The following is a 25945-nucleotide window of genomic DNA, read 5'->3' as shown; positions in this document are numbered from 1 at the left end:
CCTGGAAATAAAGATGCCACGACGTCGTGGCATTGATGGCGGCTATTGTACCCGCTTTTTCATTACAGCGGCTTGCTCAGACGCAAATTAACGGCGCCAGATTATCTTGCTGACTTTCCAGTTTTTCAGGGAATCATCAGGCGGCATCAGATCCTGCGGGCCGCTCCAGCTTCCGCTGAACAAGTAGCTGATATGCTGGCTGTCTTTGGCCTTGCACTCCACACCAGCCGCATCATCACCGCTGCCCTTCTGGCAATTTTCATATGCTTTGCTGTACAGGTCACTGAACGGCGTGCCGACTTTCGCGCCACCAGAAACAGCGATGTCGCTGTCCATCACATCGATACGGCTGATGGTGCCGGCATCGCCATTAACGATCAGCGCCACTTTGTCGTCTTTCAGCGCTTCAAAATACTTCACGATGCTGCCGTTGTCGGTTTTCATGCCGCTACGCAGGCGATAGTCACCGTTAAGCGCATCATTGATGGCTTCTTCATCCAGAGGTGTGCTGGCAGTAAGCTTGCCCACGCCCTGCTCGGTAACTTCCGTTGAGGAGCCAAACCAGTTCCACGGATAAGCGGCAGACCAGTGAACCGAACCGAGCGTAGAACAGCCGGTTAACGCCAGAGGAAGCGCACAGAGCAATAAACGCATTGATTTCATTCCAGGATCCTTTCTATGTCAAAGCAACGCCTGTTGGAGTGCAGAATGGCAGAAAAGTGCCATTAATCCTCATGCGGGGAAAAACAGGCGCGTAAACGGCGGTTGGCAAGCAGCCACCAGAGGGCGAAACCATCAAGAATAACCAGCGCCAGACCCGTGCCTGAGAGAGGCTCGCCCTGAAGCCACACAACAGGCTGCCAGAGCAGAAGCGCCGTTTGAGCAAGTATCAGCGCCCAGCGCATCAGAGCCCAAAAACGAGGAAGCTGGAAACGGCGGCCGCTGACTAAAAATGCCACCACAGCGGGGACGCCCGGCAATAAACCCAGCCAGAAGTTATCGTGATCGGGATAGAACAAATTGAGCAGCGTATCTCCCTGCTGACGTGAGGCTGCGGCCATCACAAACAGCACCCAGGTTCGCGCCTGTAGCAGCAGGATGCACCAGAACAGAAACGGAAGCTTCAGCCGGCCGTGGGCATCATAGGCCGACAGCGGAAAATCAATATTCTTCATCTTCAATCAGGCGTTTACCGAGCACCACCACATCAGAATGCTCGTAGCCCAGACGTTCGTACATGCCCTGCACCATGTCGTTATCTTCGCGCACCATGATCTGAAGTTTTGGGCAACCTCGGGCAATCAGCTTCTTTTCGAGACGATTAAGCAGCGCGTTGGCAATGCCACGACCGCGGTATTCCGGATGCACGCCCAGATAATAAGCAGACCCGCGATGGCCGTCATAACCGCCCATGACCGAGCCGACCACTTCGCCGTTGACTTCCGCCACCAGAAACAGGCTCACATCATGGTTAAGTTTTCGCTCAATATCCATTTCAGGATCGTTCCACGGGCGTAGCAGATCACAACGCTCCCAGAGCGTAATAACCTCTTCGAAATCGGACTGGCGAAAAACACGTATCTCCATGGTATTGCCCATCTTTTTGAACGAGTAAACAGTGATTATGGCGTGATCGTCTGAATTATCCAAGATCTGACCAATCGAGGTCAAAAAAATGGCATAATAAGCGTTTGTCACGTATTGAAATGAAAAGTAAAACAATTCTCAACACGGGCTGTCGTAACGGAAAAGACGATACGATATAACACATGGACTCATTATTTTTTACCACTCAGGCCGCATGAGCACTTTTAAACCCCTAAAAACACTTGCTTCACGCCGTCAGGTGTTGAAAGCCGGGCTGGCCGCACTGACCTTGTCAGGAATGTCCAAAGCCATCGCTAAAGAAGAAACGCTGAAAACCAGCAACGGTCACAGCAAACCTGCCGCCAAAAAGGCCGGCGGAAAACGTATCGTGATGCTCGACCCGGGCCACGGCGGGATTGATACCGGCGCGATTGGTCACAACGGTTCAAAAGAGAAACACGTCGTGCTGGCGATTGCCAAAAACGTGCGTTCCATTTTGCGAGGTCACGGCATTGATGCCCGTCTGACCCGCAGCGGCGATACGTTCATCCCGCTTTACGATCGCGTTGAAATCGCCCACAAGCACGGCGCAGACCTGTTCATGTCCATCCACGCGGATGGCTTCACGAACCCAAGTGCCGCCGGGGCTTCTGTCTTTGCTTTATCTAACCGTGGTGCCAGTAGCGCCATGGCGAAATATCTCTCTGATAAAGAGAACGCCGCCGATGAGCTGGCCGGTAAAAAAGCCCTGGATAAAGACCATCTGCTGCAACAGGTACTGTTCGATCTGGTGCAAACCGACACTATCAAAAACAGCCTGACGCTGGGATCGCATATCCTTAAGCAGATTAAGCCGGTGCATAAACTGCACAGCCGCAGCACAGAACAGGCCGCTTTCGTGGTGCTGAAGTCCCCTTCCATTCCTTCCGTGTTGGTGGAAACCTCGTTTATCACCAACCCTGGCGAAGAAAAGCTGTTGGGTACGGCGGCCTTCCGCCAGAAGATTGCTAACGCGATTGCTTCCGGCATCGTGAGCTATTTCAACTGGTTCGATAATCAGAAAGCGCATGTGAAGAGACGTTAATGAAACCCGATATCGAGCAGGTAAAAGCCTTTTTACTTTCCCTTCAGGACGCGATTTGCCAGCAGCTTGAAGCCGTAGACGGGCAAAGCTTTGTCGAAGATAACTGGCAGCGTGAAGCGGGCGGCGGCGGGCGTAGCCGCGTACTGCGCGATGGCCACGTGTTCGAACAAGCTGGCGTTAACTTTTCCCATGTGCATGGCGACGCTATGCCAGCCTCAGCAACTGCGCATCGCCCTGAGCTGGCGGGCCGCAGCTTTGAAGCGATGGGCGTTTCGCTGGTTGTGCATCCGCGCAATCCTTATGTCCCCACCAGCCACGCCAACGTGCGCTTCTTCATCGCCGAGAAACCCGGTGCCGATCCGGTGTGGTGGTTTGGTGGCGGCTTTGACCTCACGCCGTATTACGGCTTTGAGGAAGACGCCGTGCACTGGCATACCGTGGCGAGAGATCTCTGCCAGCCGTTTGGTGAAGACATCTATCCACGCTACAAAAAATGGTGCGACGACTACTTCTTCCTCAAACATCGCAATGAGCAGCGCGGCATTGGCGGCCTGTTCTTTGACGACCTGAACACGCCAGATTTTGACCTCTGTTTCGCCTTTATGCAGGCCGTTGGCAAGGGCTATACAGAAGCTTATCTGCCGATTGTTGAACGCCGCACAGCGATGCACTATGGCGAGCGCGAGAGGGATTTCCAGCTCTATCGCCGTGGGCGCTATGTGGAATTCAATCTGGTGTGGGATCGCGGCACGCTGTTCGGCCTGCAAACCGGTGGGCGCACAGAGTCGATTTTAATGTCGATGCCGCCGCTGGTGCGCTGGGAATACAACTACCAGCCAGAAGAAGGCAGCCCGGAGGCTGCCTTGAGTGAGTTTATTCGGGTACGGGAGTGGGTTTAGCCACGCTTCATCCGCTCGGCTAAGGTTTCAACAATGTAGGCATTGACCGACTGTTGCTGCTCCGCTGCCGCAATGCTGAGCCTTTCACCAAAAGACTCAGGGTAACGCAGGGTGAATGTTTTTACTTTTTCATCCTGCTCATACGGCTCAATCCCATTTTCCCGGCAGTCTTCCAGATACTCCGCCAGTGAAATCTGCCCTTCCGACTTCAGCCCTTCAATACTGTCCGCGACAAAATCACAGTATCCCGTTAGTCCGAGAAATTTTCCGCGGAACATCCCTAATTCAGGGACGTAAGTAATGATCGCCGATTGGCCATCGATAGTCATAATATTGAGGATATTTGGTGCTTTGGTCATGGCTTAACTCCCGTACTTTCCAGCTACTCTCTCAGACTGGCTACTGCGCCTTTATCCGTATCCGGCGACGGATGCGGTCGATGAAACCGTGCGATACTGCCGTTGAGCAGGAAGCGAACCCGGGATCCACTGCCCTGCTTAATCTCGCCACCGAGCGCAACAACCAGTGCCTCAACGGAGTTCCATTTAAGCCCGGAAGAGGTTGGCACGCGGAAAATCAGCTCCAGCGTGGCACGGTGGCGTGTGCTAAGTGAAACAGTACTCTCGTCCATGAGCACATCCGTGATGTCAAATTATGAAGTCATAATAGCAGCCATCGGAATGAAGTCAATTTATGAAGTCATAAAAAAGGCGCGGGATTACCCGCGCCAGATTTCGTCGAACAGAATTAAAGCGGCTGAGTCTGAGCCTCAACCACGGCCAAAGCCACCATATTGACGATACGGCGCACGGAAGCTATCGGCGTCAGGATATGCACCGGTTTCGCCACGCCCATCAGCACTGGCCCTACCGTCACCCCTTCGGAGCTCGACACGCGCAGCAGGTTATAGCTGATGCGCGCCGCTTCCATGTTTGGCATCACCAGAATGTTAGCCGCACCTTTCAGCGGGCTGTCCGGCATACGTTCGTGGCGGATGCTTTCCACCAGCGCCGCATCGCCGTGCATCTCGCCGTCAATCATCAGCTCCGGATCGCTGGCGCGCACCAGGTCGAGCGTGTTGCGCATTTTGGTCGCTGCCGGGCAGTTTGATGAACCGAAGTTAGAGTGCGACAACAGCGCCACGCGCGGCTCAATGCCGAAGCGACGCACGGTTTCCGCCGCCATCAACGTAATCTCCGCCAGTTGCTCAGGCGTTGGGTCGTCATTGACGTAGGTGTCGGCGATAAAGGTGTTGCCGCTTGGCAGCAGCAGCGCGTTCATGGCGCCTACAGTATGCACGCCATCGCGATAGCCGAACAGCTGCTGGATCACCGTAAAGTGCTCGTGATAGTCACCGATGGTCCCGCAAATCAGGGCATCCGCCTCGCCGCGCTGCACCATGATCGCCCCGATAACGGTGGTATTGCTGATCACATGACGCTGCGCCTGCTCCTGGGTTATCCCTTTGCGCTTCATGATGGCGTAATACTCCATCCAGTACTCTTTGAAGCGCGGATCGGACTCATTGTTGACGATTTCAAAATCGACGCCCGGCTTCATCTGCAGCCCCAGTTTTTGCAGACGCATTTCGATAACGTTCGGACGACCAATCAGAATCGGCTTCGCCAGCCCCAGCGTGATCAGCTCCTGCGTGGCGTGAAGCACGCGGGTATCTTCTCCTTCCGCCAGCACGACGCGTTTTGGCTCTTTGCGCGCCTGAGAGAAAATCGGCTTCATGAACAGGTTGGTTTTGTAGACGAACTCGCTCAGCTTCTCTTCGTAAGCAGCGAAGTCTTCAATCGGACGCGTTGCCACACCGGAGTCCATCGCCGCTTTTGCCACGGCTGGTGCAATCTTCACAATCAGACGCGGATCGAACGGTTTCGGAATGATGTATTCCGCGCCGAAGCTCAGGTCCTGATCGCCGTAGGCAGACGCCACCACTTCACTCTGTTCCGCATGGGCCAGTTCCGCAATCGCGTGGACGGCGGCCAGCTTCATCTCTTCGTTGATCGCCGTTGCGCCCACGTCCAGCGCCCCGCGGAAGATGAACGGGAAGCACAGCACGTTGTTCACCTGGTTCGGGTAATCCGAACGCCCGGTGCAGATAATGGCATCCGGACGCACTTCTTTCGCCAGCGGTGGCAGAATTTCCGGTTCCGGGTTCGCCAGCGCCAGAATCATTGGCGCGCGAGCCATTTTCTTCACCATCTCCTGAGTCAGCACTTTCGGGCCTGAGCAGCCAAGGAAGATGTCCGCACCTTCAATAACGTCATCCAGCGAGCGTTTACCGTCATCTTCGACCGCATACGCTGCTTTGGTTTCCGCCATGTTCGGCTCGCGATCTTTATAGATAACGCCTTTCGAGTCGCAGACCACAATATTGTGTTTCTGCATCCCAAGCGCCACCAGCAGGTTCATACAGGCGATGGCTGCGGCACCGGCGCCAGAGACCACCATGCGCACGTCAGAGAGATTTTTCTCCACCACGCGAAGGCCGTTGAGAATCGCTGCGGTACTGATGATCGCCGTGCCGTGCTGATCGTCGTGGAAGACCGGGATTTTCATGCGCTCACGCAGTTTCTGCTCAATGTAGAAACACTCTGGCGCTTTGATATCTTCGAGGTTGATGCCGCCAAACGTAGGCTCCAGTGCCGCCACCACGTTGATGAATTTGTCCGGATCGAGTTCGTCGACTTCGATGTCGAACACGTCAATGCCGGCAAATTTTTTGAACAGTACGCCTTTCCCTTCCATGACCGGCTTACCGGCTAACGCGCCGATATTGCCTAAACCAAGTACCGCCGTACCGTTGGAAACGACGGCGACCAGGTTGCCACGGGCCGTGTATTTGTAGGCTGCTAAAGGGTCTTTTTCGATTTCGAGGCACGGGGCGGCAACGCCGGGTGAATAAGCGAGCGCCAGGTCGCGCTGAGTCGCCAGCGGCTTGGTTGGAGAGACCTGAATTTTCCCTGGGATCGGGAATTCATGGAAGTCGAGGGCGCTTTGTTTTAACTGGTCGTCCATTTGATGTTCCTTTCACGTATCGTTTTTGTCAGGAGAAATCTGTTCCCGGTGCTAACCGGTGAGTATCGCCTTTTGCCGCTCTGTAAACTTTGAAGGCCGCCATACTCTCGTCAATGAAAAGCGATTCTGTTATTAATTTTTAACACTCATGTTAAGGGCTCTCGTAAAGCAAGGCGAGTGCGGTCTGCTATGCTTTTGAGTCAGGTAGAGCGAAATTATCCCCAAAGCGCGGGCGAACGCATTCGACTAACGCTTTGCTTTGTAAGGAGCTTTTTTCATGAACCAGCTAGAAGGCATTAAAAAATTTACCACCGTGGTCGCCGACAGCGGCGATATCGAATCCATCCGCCACTATCAACCTGAAGATGCCACCACCAATCCGTCACTGCTGCTGAAAGCTGCGGGTCTTGAGCACTACGCTCACCTGATTGACGATGCCGTGGCCTTCGGTAAAAAGCAGAGCAGCCGGGAAAAGCAGGTCATTGATGCCTGCGACAAGCTGGCCGTCAATTTCGGCGCAGAAATTCTGAAAAGTATCCCGGGTCGCGTATCCACCGAAGTGGATGCCCGTCTGTCGTTTGATAAAGAAAAGAGCATTGCCAAAGCCCACCACCTGGTTGAGCTGTACGCCGCTCAGGGCATCGACAAATCGCGAATTCTGATCAAGCTGGCCTCCACCTGGGAAGGCATCCGCGCCGCCGAGGTGCTGGAAAAAGAAGGCATTCACTGCAACCTGACGCTGCTCTTTTCTTTCGCGCAGGCCCGGGCGTGCGCCGAAGCGGGCGTGTTCCTGATTTCCCCGTTTGTCGGGCGTATTTACGACTGGTATCAACAACGTGAACCGATGGACCCGTACGTGGTGGATGAAGATCCAGGCGTGAAATCAGTACGTAATATCTACGATTACTTCAAACAGCACCGCTACGAAACCGTGGTGATGGGGGCCAGCTTCCGCCGCACCGAGCAAATTCTGGCGCTGGCAGGCTGCGACCGTTTAACCATCGCGCCAGCATTGCTCAAAGAGTTGCAGGACAACGAAGCGCCTGTGACCCGCAAACTGATCCCGGCCTCCCAGTTCTTTCATCGCCCCGCCCCGCTGACCGAAGCGGAGTTCCGCTGGGAACACAATCAGGACCCGATGGCGGTGGATAAACTGGCTGAAGGCATCCGCCTGTTCGCCGTCGACCAGCGCAAACTCGAAGACTTACTTGCCGCCAAACTGTAACTTTTGCCACGGAGAAGAACTATGTCCCGCAGAGAGCTCGCCAACGCCATTCGCGCCCTGAGTATGGACGCCGTGCAGAAAGCCAATTCCGGTCACCCCGGCGCCCCGATGGGGATGGCCGATATCGCCGAAGTGCTGTGGAATGATTTCCTCAAACACAACCCGAACGATCCGCACTGGTACGATCGCGACCGCTTTATTTTATCGAACGGGCACGCCTCAATGCTGCTCTACAGCCTGTTGCACCTGACCGGCTATGACCTGCCGATGGAAGAGATTAAAAACTTCCGCCAGCTGCACTCGAAAACGCCAGGGCACCCGGAAATTGGCTATACGCCAGGCGTTGAAACCACCACCGGGCCGCTGGGTCAGGGGCTGGCAAATGCGGTTGGGATGGCGATTGCCGAACGCACGCTGGCCGCGCAGTTCAATAAGCCCGAACACGATATTGTCGACCACTACACTTACGTCTTTATGGGCGACGGCTGCCTGATGGAAGGCATTTCTCATGAAGCCTGTTCCCTGGCAGGCACGCTGGGGCTCGGCAAGCTGATTGGTTTCTACGACCACAACGGCATATCCATTGATGGTGAAACAGACGGCTGGTTTACCGATGACACCGCCAAGCGTTTTGAGGCCTATCACTGGCACGTGGTGCATGAAATCGACGGGCACGATCCTGAAGCCGTGAAAAAAGCGATCCTTGAAGCGCAAAGCGTGAAAGATAAGCCGTCGCTGATTATCTGCCGCACAGTGATTGGCTTTGGCTCGCCAAACAAGGCGGGGAAAGAGGAGTCGCACGGCTCGGCGCTGGGTGAAGAAGAAGTGGCGCTGGCACGCAAACAGCTGGGCTGGAAATACCCGGCGTTTGAAATCCCGAAAGAAATTTATCAGGCCTGGGACGCTCACCAGAAAGGCGAAAAAGCGCAGCAAGGCTGGAAAGAGAAACTATCGGCCTACCAGAAAGCCCACCCGGAGCTGGCGGCTGAGTTCGTGCGGCGCATGAGCGGCGAGCTGCCGGAAAACTGGCAAACCACCGCTCAGCACTACATCGAGAAATTGCAGGGCGAACCGGCCAAAATTGCCAGCCGTAAAGCGTCGCAAAATGCACTCAACAGCTACGGGCCACTGCTGCCGGAACTGCTCGGCGGCTCCGCAGATCTCGCGCCAAGTAACCTGACCATCTGGAAAGAGTCCGTTTCGCTGAAAGAAGATCATGCCGGCAACTACATCCACTACGGCGTGCGCGAGTTTGGCATGACGGCTATCGCCAACGGGATAGCCCATCACGGCGGCTTTGTGCCCTATACCGCCACCTTCCTGATGTTTGTCGAATACGCTCGTAATGCGGCGCGTATGGCGGCGCTGATGAAAGCCCGGCAGATTATGGTCTATACGCACGACTCCATCGGGCTGGGTGAAGACGGGCCAACGCACCAGGCGGTTGAACAGCTTGCCAGCCTGCGCCTGACGCCAAACTTCAGTACCTGGCGGCCCTGCGATCAGGTAGAAACCGCCGTGGCGTGGAAAGCGGCTATCGAGCGTCACACAGGGCCGACCGCACTGATCCTCTCCAGGCAAAACCTCGCCCAGATGGAACGTACGCCGGATCAGGTGAAAGAGATTGCGCGCGGGGGCTACATTCTGAAAGACGCAGGCGGCAAGCCGGATCTGATCCTGATTGCTACAGGTTCAGAGGTGGAAATTACGGTGCTGGCGGCAGAGAAGTTAGCCGGTGAAGGGCATAGCGTACGAGTAGTTTCCCTGCCTTCTACCGATGTGTTTGATGCGCAGGATGAGGCGTACAAAGAATCTGTCTTGCCTTCGAACGTTTCCGCTCGCGTGGCGGTGGAAGCTGGTATTGCCGACTACTGGTACAAATACGTTGGGCTGAAAGGCGCGATTGTCGGGATGACCAGCTTCGGCGAATCCGCGCCTGCCGATAAGCTGTTCCCGTTCTTTGGTTTTACGGTGGAGAACATTGTCGGGAAGGCGAAGAAGGTTCTCGGGAAATAATGCAGATTGCCCGGTGGCGGCGAAACGCTTTACCGGGCCTACGGAGCTACGGTTTGTAGGCCTGATAAGCGAAGCGCCATCGGGCAAAACTCATCTTGTGATCCATAAAGTGGGCCAGCCTTCTGGCCCCTTCCAGTTATCACAGGTCGGCTGCCCGGCGTAACGCACCAGCCGGAAACGTTGGCCATCGTAGCGCCAGCGCGTCTGCACTCCACAATCCCCTTGCCCGCGCCCTTTATCGAGCGTGATGAGTTCGCGGGTCTTATCGTTGAAACTCAGATTCACCAGCTCTATTTCACGCTCTTCGCTGTCCGGTGCCTGAAACGGCAGCCGTAATCGTATCGACTGAGCGCTGAACGGTTTCGCGCGTGACACCAGCCATGCGCGGTAAATCGTGTTGTACGCCCCGGATTCACAGCTCACCATCAGCAGCGCTTTATCGTCGGTCAACGGCGTGACCCACACTTCACGGCGCTGTGGATCAAGCGAGCACTGGCTGTTGCTCATCTTTAACGTGCCGTAATCGAGCAGGTCGTTAAACTCCTCGCGGCTAAAAGGCGTCGGCGTTGGATTGACCTTCTTTACCGTTTTTAGCGCGGGTGCCGGGGGAACGCTGAGCGGCGGTTCATCCCCTTTACCGATCCACGCGGTTTCGCTGCCGACGCGCTTTTGTCTGTCATCGATAAAGAGCAATGCGGCCTTCAGCCCGACCAGCGATATCACCTGTCTGCCGTCGCTCAGCGTGAACGCCTGGCCTTCCTGGATATGCTGCAAGAAAGAGGTGATGGTCGGCGTGTCACTGGTCGTCAACAGCCACGGCGTGAGTTGCCAGTGTTCCCCCGTCAGTTTCAGCGGGGTTCCGTCGAGCTGTAGGCGAGTCCCAATCGCAGGGATTTTCGGCAGCAGATTCTCCGGCCCGCCGAGCTCAATACGCAGAGAAGAGTCGTTATGTGCACCCGCGCTGCGGCTGAGCGTCATCACCAACCCGTGATGCTGCCCGACGTTACGCGCGGTGCAAAAATTTTGGTTATTACAGGTGACCTGCCAGTCGCTGAATTCCTGTTGGACGGGCGCAGCCCAGCCGGGCGTTAACGGCAGCCCGATAAGCAGCATGAGGAAAAACAAACGGTAAGACACGAGACGACCCCAGAAGAAAAAATCACCAGCAACTGGGGCGTATCCTCACCTGGCGGACCGGCTCGCTCAATCGGATTAGTCCATTAAACCGGCACTTTGCAGATACTGCAGCAGGATAACGGCTTTGCCATCACGAATTTCGCCTCGCTTCACCATCGCGAGCGCCTGCGCAAAGGGCATTTCCAGCACTTCAATGTCTTCATCTTCTACGCCGCCGCCCGCGTTGGCTCGCTGGCTGTCGTCATACTCGGCGACGAAGAAATGCACCAGTTCCGTCACGCCGCCCGGCGACATGTACAGTTCGAAGACTTTACGGACGTTGCTGACCTGATAACCCGTTTCTTCCACCGCTTCTTTGCGGATGCAGTCTTCAGGTTCGTCGTCATCCAGCAGGCCAGCACAGGTTTCGATTAATCGACCATCGTGATTGCCGTTAACCCACGTCGCCACGCGAAACTGGCGCACCAGTACCACACTTTGTTTGCCAGGGTTATAGAGTAAAATGGTCGCGCCATTGCCACGGTCATAGACTTCACGTTTATGACGAATGACCTCGCCGTTGCTGCGCGTCAGGTCGTAGGTGATATTGCGTAAAACGAAGTAGTTTTCCGACAGGATCTTGTCTTTGATGATTTCAATGTTGAATGACATGCAGGCTCCACAGCGTTCGAAGGAGCGTTAAAGTTTACCCTCCATGAATCTTTTTGTCGTTACGCACTTCTGTCTTGTTTTTTGTATTCTTATGCATGAAAGCGGCATGATAATTTACACTATCTCCTTAATTTCTCCACGTTTCGCTCAGGCCTTGCCGTTACAGTGTTCAAAGCCTGCCATAACAAAAAAATACGCGTAATGAGGTCCTGATTCCGATGGCGAATTTCTTTATCGATCGCCCCATTTTTGCCTGGGTGCTGGCCATACTTTTATGTCTGACCGGTACGCTGGCTATTCTGTCGCTGCCCGTCGAGCAATATCCTGATTTAGCCCCGCCGAATGTTCGTATTACCGCGAACTACCCCGGCGCATCAGCCCAAACGCTTGAGAACACGGTGACTCAGGTTATCGAGCAGAACATGACCGGGCTCGATAACATGATGTACATGTCTTCCCAGAGCAGCTCCGCCGGGCAAGCCACCGTCACCCTCACGTTCACCGCAGGCACTGACCCGAATGAAGCCATGCAGCAGGTCCAAAACCAGCTGCAATCGGCGCTGAAGAAACTGCCGCAAGCTGTGCAGGATCAGGGCGTGACGGTGCGTAAAACCGGGGATACCAACATCCTGACCATCGCCTTCGTCTCAACGGACGGCAGCATGGATAAACAGGATATCGCCGACTACGTCGCCAGTAACGTGCAGGAACCGCTCAGCCGCGTGAACGGCGTGGGTGATATCACCGCCTACGGCTCGCAGTATTCGATGCGTATCTGGCTGGATCCGGCAAAGCTCAATAGCTATCAGATGACCACCAAAGATGTGACGGATGCCATCAGCTCGCAGAACGCTCAGGTTGCCGTTGGGCAGTTAGGCGGCACGCCACAGGTGAATAAGCAGGCGCTGAACGCCACCGTCAACGCGCAGTCGCTGCTGCAAACGCCGCAGCAGTTCCGCGATATCACGCTGCGGGTGAATCAGGACGGTTCTGTTGTCACCCTCGGGGATGTCGCCACCGTCGAACTGGGCGCAGAAAACTACGACTACCTGAGCCGCTATAATCGTAATCCGGCGTCCGGGCTTGGGGTGCAGCTGGCTTCGGGCGCGAACGAGATGCAAACGGCGGAAGCTGTGCTCTCACGCCTCGACGAGCTCTCGCACTACTTCCCGCACGGGCTGGAATACAAAATCGCCTATGAAACCACCTCGTTTGTTAAAGCCTCGATTCACGATGTGGTGAAAACGCTGCTGGAAGCGATCCTGCTGGTGTTCCTGGTGATGTACCTGTTCCTGCAAAACTTCCGCGCCACGCTGATCCCGACCATCGCCGTGCCCGTGGTATTGATGGGTACGTTCGCCATCCTCTACTCGTTCGGCTATTCGATAAACACCCTGACGATGTTCGCCATGGTGCTCGCCATCGGCCTGCTGGTGGATGACGCCATCGTGGTGGTGGAAAACGTCGAACGTATCATGACCGAAGAAGGGCTTTCGCCGCGCGAAGCGACACGCAAATCGATGGGTCAGATTCAGGGCGCACTGGTGGGCATCGCGATGGTGCTGTCGGCGGTGTTTATCCCGATGGCGTTCTTTGGCGGCACCACCGGTGCGATTTACCGCCAGTTCTCGGTGACAATTGTCTCGGCGATGGTGCTGTCGGTACTGGTGGCGATGATCCTGACACCGGCGCTGTGCGCTACCTTGCTCAAGCCGCTACATAAGGGTGAACAACACGGGCAGAAAGGCTTCTTCGGCTGGTTTAACCGCATGTTTAACCGCAATGCTGAACGTTACGAAACCGGCGTCGGCAAAATTCTGCACCGCAGCCTGCGCTGGATGCTGATCTACGTCCTGCTGCTGGGCGGCATGGTGTTCCTGTTCCTCCGGCTGCCGACCTCGTTCCTGCCACAGGAAGACCGGGGGATGTTCCTCACCTCCATTCAGTTACCAAGCGGCTCTACACAGCAGCAAACGCTGAAAGTTGTTGAGAAAGTCGAGGACTACTTCTTCAAAAATGAAAGCGCCAACGTGGCGTCCATTTTTGCCACCATCGGTTCCGGCCCTGGCGGGAACGGGCAGAACGTGGCGCGTATGTTTATCCGCCTGAAAGACTGGGACGATCGCGATTCGAGTACCGGCACGTCCTTCGCCATTATCGAACGCGCCACTAAAGCGTTTAACAAAATCAACGAAGCCCGCGTCTTTGCCAACAACCCACCGGCCATCAGCGGCCTGGGCAGCTCTGCCGGGTTTGATATGGAGCTTCAGGACCACGCCGGTTTAGGCCACACGGCGTTGATGGCGGCAAGAGATCAGCTGCTTGATCTGGCGAATAAAGATCCGCAGCTAACCCGCGTGCGTCACAACGGTCTCGACGACAGCCCGCAGTTGCAGATTGATATCGACCAGCGTAAAGCGCAGGCGCTCGGGGTGTCTATCGACGACATCAACGACACCATGCAGACCGCCTGGGGCTCGGACTATGTGAATGACTTTATGGATCGCGGGCGTACCAAAAAAGTGTACGTACAGTCCGCCGCGCCGTATCGCATGCTGCCGGACGATATCAATTACTGGTATGTGCGTAACAGCAGCGGGGAAATGGTGCCGTTCTCTGCCTTCGCCACGTCGCGCTGGCAAACAGGTTCCCCGCGTCTGGAGCGTTACAACGGCTATTCCGCGCTAGAAATCATCGGTGAAGCCGCTCCGGGCGTCAGTACCGGTACAGCAATGCAGGTAATGGAAAAACTGGTTAGCCAGTTGCCGACAGGGTTTGGCCTGGAGTGGACAGCCATGTCTTATCAGGAACGCCTCTCCGGCGCTCAGGCCCCTGCCCTGTACGCTATTTCGCTGCTGGTGGTGTTCTTGTGTCTGGCGGCGCTTTATGAGAGCTGGTCAGTACCGTTCTCAGTAATGTTAGTCGTGCCGCTTGGGGTAATCGGTGCGCTGCTTGCAACGTGGATGCGCGGGCTTGAGAACGATGTGTACTTCCAGGTGGGCCTGCTAACGGTTATCGGGCTTTCAGCGAAGAACGCCATTCTTATCGTGGAATTTGCTAACGAGATGAATGAGAAGGGCCAGGATCTGCTGTCGGCGACGCTGCACGCCTGTCGCCAGCGTTTGCGCCCTATTCTGATGACCTCGCTGGCGTTTATCTTTGGCGTACTGCCGATGGCCACCAGCACGGGCGCGGGTTCCGGCAGTCAGCATGCGGTGGGTACCGGCGTAATGGGCGGGATGATTTCCGCGACGGTGCTGGCGATATTCTTCGTGCCGCTGTTCTTTGTGCTGGTACGTCGTCGCTTCCCGCTGAAGCCCCGCCCGGAATAAGAATTTCAGGCACTAAAAAGGCGACTATTTAGTCGCCTTTTTAGTGCCTGAAATTTTGTCTGAAAACAACACGGTACTCATATTCTCCCCCGGCACGTTTTTTCCCTTATTTACCTCCCTCTTAAACATCCACGCAGCAAATAAATCCCTTTTTGGATATTCACAATATTTATATTTACCCTGCTATACGGCCTGTATACAATTCCGCCGCTGATTACGCCTCAGGCGATTACTTCTGCATTACTCCATTTATTTCATACAGTTACCTATAATTTCAGGTCTATATTCCTATGTTTGTTAATAAAAAAGCGGTTGTCTGGCTTCAGTTGTTTTTTTATTTAAACCTGCTGTTTTGCAATACCTTTATTTTCTCTTTTCCGGTTATTGCTGAAACACCTCACGCCTTTTTTATTAACAATGAAAATAAACAACCTGCGCTGAATACTGAATCGGCTGAGACTGAAAAAAAATGGGCCACCGCCCTTTCCGGCATGGGATCGACCCTGAGTCAGGAGAACCCTTCTGAAACCATGGTCGGTTCGCTCATTAACCGTGGAACCAGTAAGGCAAGCAGCGAGGTACAGCAGTGGCTGCAGCAGTTTGGCACCGCTCAGGTCAAGCTTGGGCTCGATAATGATTTTTCCCTTAACAGCGCCAGCCTCGATCTGCTGCTGCCGCTGTATGACGATCGCCAGAGCAACCTGCTTTTCACTCAGTTAGGGGCGCGCCGGGATGACGATCGCAACATCATCAACGCAGGTCTGGGGTACCGCCACTTCCACGACAGCTGGATGTGGGGAGTCAACGCCTTCTACGACCAGCAGATAACCGGCAGCAGCCACCGACGCCTTGGGGTAGGCGGTGAACTGGGATGGGACTACTTTACACTCAGCGCCAACGGCTACAAGCGGCTGTCTGGCTGGGAAGCCTCCGGCAATCACCAGGACTACGAAGAACGCGTTGCCGATGGCTATGACATCCGCGCCGAAGGCTATCTGCCCGCTTACCCGCAGTTGGGGGCAAAGCTTATCTGGGAACGCTACTATGGCGACAGCGTCGCGCTGTTCGGAGACGATGACGATGAGCGTCAGAAGGATCCCTGGGCCGCCACTTTCGGCATTAGCTACACCCCTTTCCCGCTTCTTTCGCTGGGTCTGAATGAAAAGAGAGGGAAAGGTGAAAAACACGATACCCAGTTTGAACTCAGTCTGAACTGGGCTCCCAGCGTTCCGCTTTCGGCGCAATTAGATCCTGCGCAAGTCAAAGCGCAGCGTTCATTACGCGGCAGCCGGATGGCACTGGTCGACAGAAATAACACTCTCGTTCTCGACTATCGCCAACAGGAACTTATCGCGCTGTCGCTGCCGGAACGGATTAGCGGCACAGAAGCCAAAATACTGCCGGTAACGCTTCGGGTGAAAACCAAATACCCTCTCGAAAAGCTTGTCTGGCAGGACGATAAGCTGATTAAAAACGGCGGAAAAATCGTTGAAAATCAGGGCAACTGGTCCATCCTTCTGCCGCACTATCTTCAGCATGGCGGCGATGAGAACACTTACGTTGTTTCCGCCACCGCTTACGATAAAAAAGGGCATAAGTCAGAGACCGAATACATGACCGTGACGGTCAACGGATTTGACGTGGCGACGGTGGCCTCAGGCACCGTCGCAGAAAAATCGCATTTGCCTGCCGATGGAACCAGCACCGCAGCAGTCACTCTCACCCTGACCTCTGCGGGCGGGCAAAAAGTCACCGGACTCGCCAGCCACCTGAGCAGCCAGGTCATTCAGACGTCGGCAGCAAACAAGCGCAGCGCTTCCATCGCACCAACAATGAGCGCATTCAAAGAGCGCTCGCCCGGTATCTATGTGAGTACCCTGACCAGCGGCACCTTCCCGGGAGCCTTCACTCTCCAGCCGATGTACGAAATGACGAAGCTGAGTACGGCGACAGTCACCCTGGATGCCATCACTACGGCAACACATCTCGATCATCTCACCAGCACCAAAGTGCAGGCGCTGGCTGATGGCAAAGATGCCATTACGCTGACGGTGCTGGTGCTCGATGCTGACGGGAAACCCGTGCCGGAAACTGCGGTCAACTGGCAGACCAACAACCGCCACGCCAGGCTGTCGGCTTCACAAAGCCGCAGCGACGACCGAGGCAGAGTCAGCGTGACCGTCACCAGCGCAGAGGTGACGGATGGGGTAGTGAGCGCCAGCCTGGGGAGTGGTGAAAGCCTCAAAAGCCCCGCGCTGCACTTCATCGCCGACGTGAATTCCGCCGTGGTGAGCCAGCTGAAATCCGATAAAAAAGTCGCCCGGGCGAACCATCAGGATGCGATCACCCTGAGCGCCGTCGTCACCGACGCCAGCCAGCATCCTCTGGTGAAACAGCCGGTAAACTGGGCGCTGGATTCGACCCGCAGCGGGTCGCACCTTGGCGACAGGCAGAGCACGACCGATGAAAACGGGGTGGCAACGCTGTCGCTGATTTCAGCGAAAGCTACGCAGGGCGTGGTTTCGGTAAGATCGGGCAGCAGCCAGCAGGTAAAATCAGAGAGGCTGACCTTTGTTGGCGACAGGCAAAGCGCCTTTCTGGGCAACCTCATCGTGGATAAAACCAGCGCGCTGGCCAACGGGCTGGACGCGGTCACCCTTGAGATCAAAGTGGAAGACGATAGCCATAACCCGCTGCCGGGCATGGCGATCGAGTGGACGACAAATAGCCCGTCAGCCCTCTTATCGCAGAGCCTGAGCAGAAGCAACGGACAGGGGATTGCCAGCGTCATCGTGACCTCAGCAGAAGTTGAAAACCTTCAGGTCACGGCCACGATGGCAGAACAGAGCCAGACCTCCCCGCAGCTGCACTTTGTGGTGGACAACAGCACTGCGACGGTGAAATCGCTCAATGCCGACAAAACCCAGGCGACGGCGAATAACAACGATCGTATTACCTTAACAGCCGAAGTAGAGGATGCCGCCGGGCATCCGGTTTCCGACGCAGGGGTGAACTGGTCCATTGTTCAGGGTCAGGGCACGTTAAGCCACGCGCAAAGCACCACCGATACCACCGGAAAAGGAAGCGTGACGCTCACCACCGCGCAGCAGGGAAGCATCGTGGTTGCGGTGAAGAGCGCGGCAGGTTCCGCAGTGCGATCGCCTGAGCTAATTTTCCTGGCCGATAGCGCCACCGCCAAAGTCTCCCTCGTCACGGTGAACAAACGGCAGGCCGTTGCCGACGGTAAGGACAGCGTAACCTATACCGCCCGGGTTACCGATGCCAGCGGTAACCCGGTACCGGGCGCAGAGGTGAAGTGGGATGTGGCGCCCTCCTCCGCCCGGCTATCCGCCGCAACCTCACAAACCGGAGCCGACGGTCAGGCCTCTGTCGACGTGACGGCGCTGAAAGCTGGCGAAGTGAATACCTCAGCTCAGGCCGCAACGGGGGTGGCCAGGAATGCCCCTGGGGTCATGTTTAACGCCGACGCCGCAACGGCGCAGATCGGCGAGTTAACAGCCAGCAAAACAGAAGCGCTGGCGAACGGGCGCGACAGCATCACCTTTAGCGGTGAGATTACGGATAAAAACGGCAACCCACTCAGTGGGATAGCTGTGGCCTGGGCCGTCACGCCAGCCACTGGCGAGCTGTCAACGACTACTGCAACGTCAGACCAACAGGGCAAAGTCTCTGTGAGTCTGGCTTCCGGGCAGGTGGCCAGTTACCGCGTTACGGCGATCGTCAACGGCCACAGCGAGAGTTCAGACAGCGTCTCATTTGCCGCCGATCCAGCGACCGCAGCCATTCGTACGCTGAACGCGGATAAAAATGGCAATATCAGCGCGGGTCGGGATCGGGTGACGCTGACAGCGACGGTGCTGGATGAAAACAACCATCCCCTGCCTGACGTGGAGATCGAGTGGCAGAGCGACAACGCAAAGGGCGTGTTTGCTGAAAACCGGACGCTGACTGACGACGAAGGCAAAGCCACAACCGCATTCAGCACAACGCTGGCCAAAGAGACCCTGGTGTCGGCAAGCCTCAATGGCGGCCGCGAGAAAACACTCCAGCTAGCTATCGTCCCCGATCTCCAGAGCGCGGCCCCGGTCACCGTGAACGCCGACAAGCTCAGTGCGACGGCCAACGGTCAGGATCGGATAGCTTTAACTGCTACGGTAGAAGACAGCTACGGGAATGCCGTCGCTCAGGCGAATGTCGCCTGGAAGGTGCTCCCGGCGGGCAACTCGCAGCTTTCAGCCAGCGAGCAGCTCACGGATGAGAGAGGGAAATCGAGCGTCACGCTCGCGACGACGGATGTAACCGCCTGCAAGGCAGTGGCAACCTTCAACGGAACGAGAAAAGCCTCCACCACGCTGCGTTACGTGGCCGATCTGGCGACAGAGAAAGTGACTCAAGTCACCGCCAGTAAAATGACCGATGTGATCGCAGGAAAAGATCTTATTACCCTTCAGGCGACGGTTCAGGATGCCAACGGTCACCCGGTCAGCGATGCCGTGGTTCACTGGGGAACGGACAATGACAGCGGCGTCTTTACGCCTGCCGACAGCAGTTCAACCAACAGCGAGGGTATCGCAGAAATCACGTTTATGGCGACCAAAGCCCGGCCAACCCTCATCGGAGCGGGGATTAACCATACTCAGCAAACGTTGACCATCAGCTATATCGGCAACTCAGAGAGCGCCGCCCTGACCATGGCCAGTGCGGATAAACCCAGCGCTATCGCGGATAACACCGAAAGTGTGATGTGGTCTGCCACAGCCAAAGACGCCAATGGCAATCTTCTGCCAGGCGTAACGGTGAACTGGAGCAGCAACAACGCTGCGATGACGCTCACCAACCCAGGAAGCGTAACGGATGAAAAAGGGGTGGCATCAGTAAGCGGCAGAACGACTAAAGCAGGCGACGTCATCATGACGGCAACGCTGCCCGACGGCCGTTCGTTTACGGCAACGAAAGTAAGTTTCCTCGGCGATGCGAAAACCGCCCGGCCAGCCACGCTCACCGCCGACAAAGACGTTGTGCTCGGCAACGGCTCAGATCAAGCAAAATATACCGTTCAGATTGAAGATGCGAACCATAACCCGGTGGCGAATGTGCCGGTGAGCTGGCAAACCACGCTGAACAAGCTCTCAGCTTCCAGCACGCAGACCAGCGCCTCAGGCATGGCGACGGTGTCCCTTGCCGGGAGCGAAATGGGGATGGCTACGGTGACGGCAGAGGTGAACGGCTCCACACTCGCCAATGCAAAAGTGAAGTTTATCAACACCATTGAGGCCACCTGGGTGGTGAACGCCAACACAGCGAGCTATACGTCTGCGGTGATCAAAGGCTATCCGTCACTGGGGTTTGTCACCGTGTCGCCCACAACAGGACCGACTGCCCTCGAATGGGCTCCCGCTGGCTATGCTGCGGTGTCCACCCCGGTACTCCTGACGGGCCAGGACGGGCAACAATATTCGGTTAATCTGAAGGGGTATCGTCAGTCGAACTGCTCCCAGCGTCCCTTGAATGCTGCTGTGGGTTGCTCATCGACGACCGGAGGAATGAGCGCAAAATTCACCTACGACCGTGCCGACAACGCAGACTTGCCTGCCGGGCACTATACCGGGCTTATTCACTTTATGGGGAAGGACTGGAATACCAGCTATGCGTTTGAGTACCGTCTGGCGCTGGACCTGACCATAAATTAACCCTTGAAACCGAAGCCGGAATAAGAATTTCAGGCACTAAAAAGGCGACTATTTAGTCGCCTTTTTTATCGCTCCTGCAAGGATAAAACCTGAAAACAGTTAGCGCATTTGCTCACGGTGGAATTATTTACGAAGCATACCTTCGATAAAATCTTTCCAGTTTCCCAGTTCACGTTCGATCATAACAACCTCTCTTATTATTATGGTTAGTGTATAAAAATAGCCTGGTGATGTGAAGATGCTTTAACCAATCGCTGCGACACCTGCCTCCGGGTACCGTGTAGCTGGGCTTGAGGTAACTATGGTCGAGTCCCCATTAATTTAATGTGACTTGCAGCAACATTTAGAAACAGTAATACTTCTGCATGATTTCACAAACTTATGCAGGCTGAATGACATTTCATTCAGATGAGTGCTTCAGATATTTCGTCGTCTCAGAGGTAGGGCTGGATGCTTATTTCGCGTATGATTTGAAACCAAAAAAAATCTATTCTAAAAAACTGAGCGACTCACCTGTTTTCACGCAAAAGGATTAACCATGATAACGATGTATGGCATTAAAAACTGCGACACCATTAAAAAGGCACGCCGCTGGCTGGAAGAGCACCAGCTGGAGTATCGCTTTCATGATTACCGTGCCGATGGCCTCGACAGTGCATTATTAGACACTTTTATCGCCGAACTGGGCTGGGAAGCGCTGCTGAATACTCGCGGCACCACCTGGCGCAAACTGGACGAATCCTTACGTGCCTCCATTAACACCCCTGAGGCCGCCGCTGCGCTGATGCTCGAAATGCCAGCAATCATCAAACGCCCATTGCTCTGCGCGCCCGGTAAGCCTATGCTGCTGGGCTTTAGTGATTCCAGTTACCAGACGTATAACGAGGTGTAGTGTATGTCATGCCCGGTCATTGAGCTGGCTCAACAGCTTATTCGCCGCCCTTCCCTGAGCCCCGACGATGCGGGCTGCCAGGCGCTGATGATTGAGCGCCTGCGCGCGATTGGATTTACCGTAGAAGCCATGGATTTTGGCGATACACAAAATTTCTGGGCCTGGCGCGGTAAAGGGGAAACCCTCGCGTTCGCCGGGCACACCGACGTGGTGCCACCGGGCGATGCCGATCGCTGGATCAACCCTCCTTTCGAACCGACCATTCGTGACGGCATGCTGTTTGGCCGGGGCGCCGCGGATATGAAAGGTTCCCTGGCGGCGATGGTTGTTGCGGCCGAGCGCTTTGTTGCTCAGCACCCGAACCATAAAGGCCGTCTTGCGTTCCTGATAACGTCTGACGAAGAAGCCAGTGCCACACACGGCACGGTGAAAGTCGTCGAAGCGCTGATGGCGCGCAACGAACGTCTGGATTACTGCCTCGTGGGCGAGCCGTCCAGTACTGAAGTCGTGGGTGATGTCGTTAAGAACGGTCGTCGTGGTTCGATGACCTGTAACCTCACCATCCACGGCGTGCAGGGCCATGTGGCCTATCCGCATCTGGCTGATAACCCGGTTCACCGCGCGGCACCGATGCTTAACGAACTGGTGGGTATCGAGTGGGACAAAGGTAACGAGTTCTTCCCGCAGACCAGCATGCAGATTGCCAATATCAAGGCAGGCACGGGCAGCAACAACGTTATCCCTGGCGACCTGTTTGTGCAGTTCAACTTCCGTTTCAGCACCGAGCTGACAGACGACGCCATCAAGCAGAAAGTTATCGCCCTGCTCGACAAACACGAACTGCGTTACAGCGTGGACTGGTGGGTCTCCGGCCAGCCGTTCCTGACTGCACGCGGCAAACTGGTGGATGCGGTGGTGAATGCCATTGAGCACTATAATGAAATTAAACCGCAGCTGCTGACCACGGGCGGCACCTCAGATGGGCGTTTTATCGCGCAAATGGGGGCTCAGGTTGTGGAGCTGGGGCCGGTGAATGCCACCATTCATAAAATCAACGAATGCGTGAACGCCGCCGACCTGCAGCTTCTGGCCCGAATGTATCAGCGGATTATGGAACAACTGGTCGCGTAAGCGGCCTCATTTGAAGAGGTATCAGGCATGGACTGGCTGGCAAAATATTGGTGGATCCTGGTGCTGGTGTTTTTGTTAGGCGTTATTCTTAACGTTATCAAAGATCTCAAGCGCGTCGACCCGAAGAAGTATATGGCAAACAAGCCAGACCTTCCCCCACACCGTGATTTCAACGACAAGTGGGACGATGACGACGACTGGCCGAAGGATAAAAAGTCTTAATCCTGTAACGCCCGGGCTAAGCCTGGGCGTTTTGTTTTCACACGGCCCGAAATTCGTTATCATCCGCCCCCACACTTCCCCGGGGCAGCCTGATGTCTACTCTTATCGATACCTTTATTGCTCCGCCGTGCCGCGACGAAATCGAGATTCTTTGGCAGGACGACCATCTGCTGCTTATCAACAAACCCACCGGACTGCTTAGCCTTTCAGGGAAAAACCCGCAAAATCTGGATTCGGTGCATTATCGGTTAGTCCGGCTATTTCCCGGTTGTACCCTGGTGCATCGTCTTGATTTCGGCACCTCCGGCCTGATGGTGGTGGCTCGCAACAAAGCCATCAATGCCGCTCTTTGCCAGCAGTTCAGCGAGCGTAGCGTGACGAAAGAGTACAGCGCTCTGCTCTGTGGGCATCTGAAAGATGACGAAGGAATTATCGATGCGGCGATAGCCAAAGATCCGGCGCTGTTTCCGCTGATGAAGATTTGCGAAAAAGAAGGGAAGCCCGCGCGCTCCCGCTATCAGGTCATCGAACGAATGACGCGTGAAGGGATACCCATAACCCGCGTCCGGCTCACTCCGGAAACCGGGCGCACGCATCAGCTGCGTATTCACTGTCAGTTATTAGGCCACCCGATTTTGGGCTGCGATTTGTACGGTGGGCTTGATTTGCCGGGTACAGAACAAGCACCACGGCTGATGCTGCATGCCAGCGCTTTACACTTTGTTCATCCCATCACTGGCGAGAAGATGAATGTCAGAAACGCCAGCCCGTTCTGAGCGACTGGCGTTTTAACAGCGGTTTACCACATCAAATCATCAGGCACTTTAAAGTCGGCGTACGGATCGTCCTCGTCCTGCTCTTCCTGACTTAACGCGCTGTGCAGAACGATGCTGTCCGCATCACGCTGCGCGATTTTCTCTGCCACGCTTGCCGGAATGATGGCGTACTGTGGGTCGCTGCTGCCATCAACTGTCAGGCGAGCAATCGCCAGACGGCCATTAATGAGCTGAGTCTGGGTCAGTTTATCGACCGCAATTTTCTTGATAAGCGTGCCGTCGGTGAAGTTGAAATCGATGGTGCCTTTCGCCACGCTGATGCGGTTCATTTCAATTAACTGCTTCACCTGCGCCTTATACTCTTTCGCCAGCGTCGCTTGTTTTTGCTGCTCGCTGAGCTGCTTGTCACGCTCAAGCTGGGCTTTCTTATTCTCTTCCACCGCCTCGCGTGCTTCACGCGCCTGCACGCGGGATTTCTTCGCGGTGCGCTGAACCTTGGCCACTTTTTTGCTGCTCACTAAGCCAGCTTTGAGCATCTGCTCTTGTAGGGTGAGTTTTGACATAATCGACTCTGAACCTGTTGGATAATGAGGGGGATTATACCTGTAATTTTGTTCGATTCATCCGCCCCACGCTCTCCATCTGCATCCTGGCCTCTGCGATCAGATATTTTCGAGATCGATCCCCCGGGTTTTGGGGCCAAAAAGACCGATGGTCAGCATCACGATAACCATGCTTGCCACGATAAAAGCAATCACCCCCACCGAGCCGCTGTACTGCAGGATCAGGCCGATAAGAATGCTGCTGAATACCGTCGACAGCCGACTGAAGGAGTAACAAAACCCGACGGCCCTCGCCCGGATGTGGGTCGGGAAGACCTCTGACTGATACGAGTGATAGCTGTAGGTTAACCAGGCATTTGACCAGGTAATGAAAAACCCGCAGAGGATCAACCACACAGGATTATTCTGGAGCGCGAACAGCGAGCCAAAGATGACGGTGGTCAGGCAGGAGAACACAATCTGCCATTTATTTTCCATCCTGTCGGCATAGCGGCTACAGATCAGCGCCCCCAGCGGATAAGCCAGGGTAATGAAAAAGGCATACAGCAGGCTGTGGGTGACCGAAGCGCCCTTGCCGGACAGCAGCGCAGGCAGCCAGTTGCCAAAACCAAAAAAGCCAATCGCCTGGAAGAAGTTCATGACAACCAGCATCAGCGTGCGACCGCGATACTGCACTGACCAGATATCCCTGAACCGGCCTCGTCCCGACGGGTGAGTCCCCGGCAGTCTCTCTCGCTGCGGGAAATCGGCTTGCTCACCCATGCCGCAGCGCTTTTCCATAGCCTGCATGACCGTGCGCACATCCCCAAAGCGCTTCTGCTGCAATAGCCAGCGGGGCGACTCCGGCAACCCTTTACGAACCAGCCAGATAATTAACGACGCCATTGCCCCCGCAATGACGACATACCGCCAGCCGCTAAGGCCCAGAATGGTTTGCGGTACCAGCCACCATGACATCAGCGCAACGGCGGGCACAGAGAGAAACTGGATGAAAAAGGCAAAAGCAAAAGCCCGGGTACGCAGATGAGTCGGGACCCATTCGGTCAGATAGGTGTCGATGGTCACCAGCTCCACGCCAAGACCAATCCCCACCATAAAGCGCATGAAAATGACCCCTTCCGCGTGATGCTGAAACGCCATCCCCAAAGAAAAAACGCCATACCACAGCAGCGCGTACATAAAGGTCACCCGGCGACCAATACGATCGGCATAGGGGCTGAGCAGACTAGCGCCCAGAAAGAGGCCAAGAAAGGTGGCTGACGCAAAGGCAGCCTGGTCGGCTATGCCAAACACGCCCTGAGCGCCGGTATGGAAAATCCCTTCCGCAATCAGGCCAGTACTGATATAGCCCGTCTGAAACAGATCGTAGAGCTCAAAAAAACCCCCGAGGGAGAGCAAAACAATGAAGCCCCAAAGCCCTCCGCTGGCTGGCAGCGCATCGATTCTTGCCGCGAGATCGTCTTCCCGAATGGGGTGCTGTCTCTGCCCAAGCCCTTCTGAAACCAAAACATCACTCACAGTTAACCTCTGTGTAACATTCTATGTATGCCGTTATGCTAAATAGCTGCGCCGAATAGTAGATCACTTAAAGGGAACTCAGCCCGGATTGTGCGATCTGATCAATCGCCAAACCAACCAAAATCACCAACTGGACTGAGCAATGCCGATCATAGCACCCATCCCCCGAAATGA

21 protein-coding genes are annotated in these 25945 nt (G+C 55.4%); 10 read left to right on the top strand and 11 right to left on the bottom strand.

The genetic code is table 11. The annotated features are described in order from the left end of the window. Positions 1–87 precede the first annotated feature (87 nt). From ACRCWW_RS00825 to ACRCWW_RS00815, 3 genes are all read right to left on the bottom strand, one after another. On the bottom strand, positions 88–663 hold the full coding sequence (locus ACRCWW_RS00825; RefSeq protein WP_438680693.1) for an RpoE-regulated lipoprotein: 576 nt from the start codon (positions 661–663) through the stop codon (positions 88–90). 62 nt (positions 664–725) lie between these two features. After that, positions 726–1175 carry a DUF2919 domain-containing protein gene (locus ACRCWW_RS00820; RefSeq protein ID WP_438680692.1) on the bottom strand — a complete coding sequence of 150 codons (450 nt, stop codon included), beginning with the start codon at positions 1173–1175 and terminating at the stop codon, positions 726–728. Continuing rightward, on the bottom strand, positions 1162–1587 hold the full coding sequence (locus ACRCWW_RS00815; RefSeq protein WP_438680691.1) for a GNAT family acetyltransferase: 426 nt from the start codon (positions 1585–1587) through the stop codon (positions 1162–1164). The genes ACRCWW_RS00820 and ACRCWW_RS00815 overlap by 14 nt, the downstream gene beginning before the upstream one ends. A gap of 214 nt (positions 1588–1801) precedes the next feature. On the opposite strand from ACRCWW_RS00815, the gene amiA reads away from it, so the two are divergent. Continuing rightward, the gene (gene amiA, locus ACRCWW_RS00810; RefSeq protein ID WP_438680690.1) at positions 1802–2671 is read left to right on the top strand and encodes an N-acetylmuramoyl-L-alanine amidase AmiA; all 870 of its coding nucleotides are present in this window, start codon (positions 1802–1804) and stop codon (positions 2669–2671) included. Next, positions 2671–3570, top strand: coding sequence for an oxygen-dependent coproporphyrinogen oxidase (gene hemF / locus ACRCWW_RS00805; protein WP_438680689.1), 900 nt, complete (start codon positions 2671–2673; stop codon positions 3568–3570). Before amiA ends, hemF begins: the two co-directional genes overlap by 1 nt. Here the strand turns inward: hemF and ACRCWW_RS00800 are convergent. From ACRCWW_RS00800 to maeB, 3 genes are all read right to left on the bottom strand, one after another. Next, entirely contained in the window at positions 3567–3929 is a 363-nt protein-coding gene (locus tag ACRCWW_RS00800) for a type II toxin-antitoxin system HicB family antitoxin (RefSeq protein ID WP_438680688.1), read from the bottom strand. The two genes, hemF and ACRCWW_RS00800, sit on opposite strands and share 4 nt — an antisense overlap. Before the next feature lie 23 nt (positions 3930–3952). After that, entirely contained in the window at positions 3953–4201 is a 249-nt protein-coding gene (locus ACRCWW_RS00795) for a type II toxin-antitoxin system HicA family toxin (protein WP_438680687.1), read from the bottom strand. 116 nt (positions 4202–4317) lie between these two features. Further along, on the bottom strand, positions 4318–6597 hold the full coding sequence (gene maeB, locus ACRCWW_RS00790) for an NADP-dependent oxaloacetate-decarboxylating malate dehydrogenase (protein WP_438680686.1): 2280 nt from the start codon (positions 6595–6597) through the stop codon (positions 4318–4320). A gap of 277 nt (positions 6598–6874) precedes the next feature. Here maeB and tal point away from each other — a divergent pair, with 277 nt between their 5' ends. Both tal and tkt read left to right on the top strand, forming a co-directional pair. Then, positions 6875–7822 (top strand): transaldolase, encoded by a 948-nt coding sequence (tal, locus tag ACRCWW_RS00785; protein ID WP_438680685.1) that lies wholly within the window; start codon positions 6875–6877, stop codon positions 7820–7822. Between the two features lie 21 nt (positions 7823–7843). Next, the gene (gene tkt / locus ACRCWW_RS00780; protein ID WP_438680684.1) at positions 7844–9838 is read left to right on the top strand and encodes a transketolase; all 1995 of its coding nucleotides are present in this window, start codon (positions 7844–7846) and stop codon (positions 9836–9838) included. Positions 9839–9928: 90 nt separating this feature from the next. Here the strand turns inward: tkt and ACRCWW_RS00775 are convergent, their stop codons facing one another. Both ACRCWW_RS00775 and nudK read right to left on the bottom strand, forming a co-directional pair. Then, entirely contained in the window at positions 9929–10975 is a 1047-nt protein-coding gene (locus ACRCWW_RS00775; RefSeq protein WP_438680683.1) for a DUF1176 domain-containing protein, read from the bottom strand. 75 nt (positions 10976–11050) lie between these two features. After that, positions 11051–11626, bottom strand: a complete 576-nt coding sequence (nudK, locus tag ACRCWW_RS00770) for a GDP-mannose pyrophosphatase NudK (RefSeq protein ID WP_438680682.1) — start codon at positions 11624–11626, stop codon at positions 11051–11053. 218 nt (positions 11627–11844) lie between these two features. Here nudK and acrD point away from each other — a divergent pair, with 218 nt between their 5' ends. Together acrD and ACRCWW_RS00760 are read left to right on the top strand one after the other, a co-directional pair. Beyond that, positions 11845–14958 carry a multidrug efflux RND transporter permease AcrD gene (gene acrD, locus ACRCWW_RS00765; RefSeq protein WP_438680681.1) on the top strand — a complete coding sequence of 1038 codons (3114 nt, stop codon included), beginning with the start codon at positions 11845–11847 and terminating at the stop codon, positions 14956–14958. A 290-nt stretch (positions 14959–15248) separates the two neighbouring features. After that, positions 15249–20669, top strand: a complete 5421-nt coding sequence (locus ACRCWW_RS00760) for an Ig-like domain-containing protein (RefSeq protein WP_438680680.1) — start codon at positions 15249–15251, stop codon at positions 20667–20669. A 123-nt stretch (positions 20670–20792) separates the two neighbouring features. Here the strand turns inward: ACRCWW_RS00760 and ypfM are convergent, their stop codons facing one another. Beyond that, positions 20793–20852 (bottom strand): protein YpfM, encoded by a 60-nt coding sequence (gene ypfM, locus ACRCWW_RS00755; protein ID WP_015572204.1) that lies wholly within the window; start codon positions 20850–20852, stop codon positions 20793–20795. Positions 20853–21207: 355 nt separating this feature from the next. On the opposite strand from ypfM, the gene ACRCWW_RS00750 reads away from it, so the two are divergent. From ACRCWW_RS00750 to ACRCWW_RS00735, 4 genes are all read left to right on the top strand, one after another. Further along, positions 21208–21561 carry an ArsC family reductase gene (locus ACRCWW_RS00750; protein ID WP_438680679.1) on the top strand — a complete coding sequence of 118 codons (354 nt, stop codon included), beginning with the start codon at positions 21208–21210 and terminating at the stop codon, positions 21559–21561. 3 nt (positions 21562–21564) lie between these two features. Then, positions 21565–22692 carry a succinyl-diaminopimelate desuccinylase gene (gene dapE, locus ACRCWW_RS00745; RefSeq protein WP_438680678.1) on the top strand — a complete coding sequence of 376 codons (1128 nt, stop codon included), beginning with the start codon at positions 21565–21567 and terminating at the stop codon, positions 22690–22692. Between the two features lie 27 nt (positions 22693–22719). Continuing rightward, on the top strand, positions 22720–22914 hold the full coding sequence (locus tag ACRCWW_RS00740) for a YpfN family protein (RefSeq protein ID WP_330982979.1): 195 nt from the start codon (positions 22720–22722) through the stop codon (positions 22912–22914). Positions 22915–23006: 92 nt separating this feature from the next. Further along, positions 23007–23690: an RluA family pseudouridine synthase gene (locus ACRCWW_RS00735; protein ID WP_438680677.1), complete on the top strand. Its 684-nt coding sequence runs from the start codon at positions 23007–23009 to the stop codon at positions 23688–23690. A 23-nt stretch (positions 23691–23713) separates the two neighbouring features. Here ACRCWW_RS00735 and ACRCWW_RS00730 read toward each other — a convergent pair whose 3' ends face one another. Further along, positions 23714–24253 carry a DUF2058 domain-containing protein gene (locus ACRCWW_RS00730; protein WP_438680676.1) on the bottom strand — a complete coding sequence of 180 codons (540 nt, stop codon included), beginning with the start codon at positions 24251–24253 and terminating at the stop codon, positions 23714–23716. Positions 24254–24352: 99 nt separating this feature from the next. Next, entirely contained in the window at positions 24353–25759 is a 1407-nt protein-coding gene (locus ACRCWW_RS00725) for an MFS transporter (RefSeq protein WP_438680706.1), read from the bottom strand. Positions 25760–25945 lie beyond the last annotated feature (186 nt).

This window comes from Scandinavium sp. (assembly GCF_051650185.1).
GTDB lineage: Bacteria > Pseudomonadota > Gammaproteobacteria > Enterobacterales > Enterobacteriaceae > Scandinavium.
The sequence above is the reverse complement of the archived record's forward strand: the minus strand, read 5'-3'. Positions and strand labels throughout refer to the sequence as shown.